This is a genomic window from Micromonospora globispora (genome assembly GCF_003857015.1).
Classification (GTDB): Bacteria; Actinomycetota; Actinomycetes; order Mycobacteriales; family Micromonosporaceae; genus Micromonospora; species Micromonospora globispora.
This window is the reverse complement of sequence record NZ_QGGF01000781.1, coordinates 1-1,875: the sequence shown is the minus strand read 5'-3', so window position 1 is coordinate 1,875 and position 1,875 is coordinate 1. Positions and strand designations below refer to the sequence as shown.

The window sequence follows — 1,875 nt, the reverse complement described above, 5'->3', positions numbered from 1 at the left end:
CCTCGCCGCTGCCCCGGGGCAGCGGCGAGGTGGTGGTCGGGGCGACGGTCGAGGAGCGCGGCGACACCGCGGTGACCGCCGGTGCGGTGCTGCGGCTGCTCCGCGCCGCCGTCGGCCTCGTCCCCGAGCTGGCCGAGTACGACCTGGCCGAGGCGTCCGCCGGGCTGCGCCCCGGTACGCCGGACAACGCGCCGATCCTCGGCCCGCTGCCCGGCCAGCCGGGCGTGCTCGCCGCCACCGGGCACCACCGGCACGGCATCGTCCTCACCCCGGTCACCGCCGACCTGATCACCGAGCTGATCGTCACCGGCGAGGGCAACCCGCTGCTCACCCCCTTCACTCCCGACCGCTTCACCGGCGACCCGCACGGCCCAGGCCCGTTCGCCGGTGCCCGCACGCCCGGCCCTGCCGGGCCCGAACCGACCAGCGAGGAGGACAGGTGGAACTGACCGTGAACGGCGCCGGGCGGACCCTGCCGGGTGGCGCGACCATCGCGGACCTGGTCCGCGCGGTCACCGACCAGCAGCGCGGCCTGGCGGTCGCGGTGAACGGCGAGGTGGTGCCGCGCGGCGGCTGGCCGGCGACGGTGCTGCGGGACGGCGACCGGGTCGAGGTGCTCAGCGCCGCCCAGGGCGGGTGAGCGCGGTGACGTTGACCATCGGTGGCGAGACGTTCGGCTCGCGGCTGATCCTCGGCACCGGCGGCGCCGCCAACCTGCACGTGCTGGAGCAGGCGATCCGGGCCTCCGGCACCGAACTGGTCACCCTGGCGCTGCGCCGGGTCGACACCGCCGGCGCGGCGGGCGGGCTGCTCGACCTGCTGGACCGGTGCGGGGTACGGCTGCTGCCGAACACCGCCGGCTGTTACACCGCGACCGAGGCGGTGAAGGTGGCCCACCTGGCGCGAGAGGCGTTCGACACCGACTGGGTGAAGCTGGAGGTGATCGGCGACGAGCGGACGCTGCTGCCCGACGGGGTGGAGCTGCTCCGCGCCGCCGAGGAGCTGGTCGCGGACGGGTTCGTGGTGCTGCCGTACACCTCGGACGACCCGATCCTGGCGCGGCGGCTGGCCGACGTCGGCTGCGCGGCGGTGATGCCGGCCGGCGCGCCGATCGGCTCTGGGCTCGGCGTCACCAACCCGCACCACATCCGGCTGATCCGGCAGAGCGTGGACGTCCCGGTGATCCTGGACGCCGGCATCGGCACCGCCTCCGACGCCGCCCTCGCCATGGAGCTCGGCTGCGACGCGGTGCTGCTGGCCAGCGCGGTCACCCGGGCCGCCGACCCGGTGGCGATGGCCACCGCGATGCGGCACGCGGTCGAGGCCGGCCGGCTCGCGTACGGGGCCGGGCGGATCGCCCGCCGCTTCTACGCGCTGGCGTCCACGCCGGACGAGGGGAGGCCGGAGCTGTGAACCCGCCCCGAGGTCTGGTGGTGTTGACCGACCGGTGGCAGGCCCGCCGCCCGCTGCCCGAGGTGGTCGCCGCGGCGGTCGCCGGGGGAGCGCGCTGCGTGGTGCTGCGGGAGAAGGACCTGCCCCGCGCCGAGCGGGCCGGCCTCGCCGGCGAGCTGCGGCCGATCCTGGCGGAGGTCGGCGGGGAGCTGATCGTCGCCGGCCCCGACCCGCTCGGCGGGGACGCGGTGCACCTGCCGGCGGCCGGCCCGTACCCGCCGCCCCGCCTCGGGCTGGTCGGGCGGTCCTGCCACGACGCGGCCGAGCTGGGTCGGCTGACCACGGAGGACTACGTGACCCTCTCACCGGTCTTCCCCACCCCCAGCAAACCCGGGTACGGCCCGCCGCTGGGCGTCGACGGCCTGGCCGGACTGGTCCGGCTCAGCCCGGTACCGGTGCTGGCGCTCGGCGGGATCTCCACAC

General features: G+C 76.9%; 4 protein-coding genes. All 4 read left to right on the top strand.

Going from position 1 to position 1,875, the window contains the following annotated elements; all coding sequences use genetic code 11:
• Nucleotides 1-449 (top strand): FAD-dependent oxidoreductase (locus DKL51_RS33845; protein ID WP_124813270.1); only part of this gene is annotated, 449 nt, incomplete at its 5' end.
• Nucleotides 440-640, top strand: a complete 201-nt coding sequence (gene thiS / locus DKL51_RS33840; RefSeq protein WP_109943274.1) for a sulfur carrier protein ThiS — start codon at nt 440-442, stop codon at nt 638-640. The genes DKL51_RS33845 and thiS, both read left to right, overlap by 10 nt.
• The gene (locus DKL51_RS33835; RefSeq protein WP_109943273.1) at nt 637-1,413 is read left to right on the top strand and encodes a thiazole synthase; all 777 of its coding nucleotides are present in this window, start codon (nt 637-639) and stop codon (nt 1,411-1,413) included. Before thiS ends, DKL51_RS33835 begins: the two co-directional genes overlap by 4 nt.
• Nucleotides 1,410-1,875, top strand: a 466-nt coding sequence (locus DKL51_RS33830; protein ID WP_148097942.1) for a thiamine phosphate synthase, incomplete at its 3' end; no start/stop codon positions are given. The genes DKL51_RS33835 and DKL51_RS33830, both read left to right, overlap by 4 nt.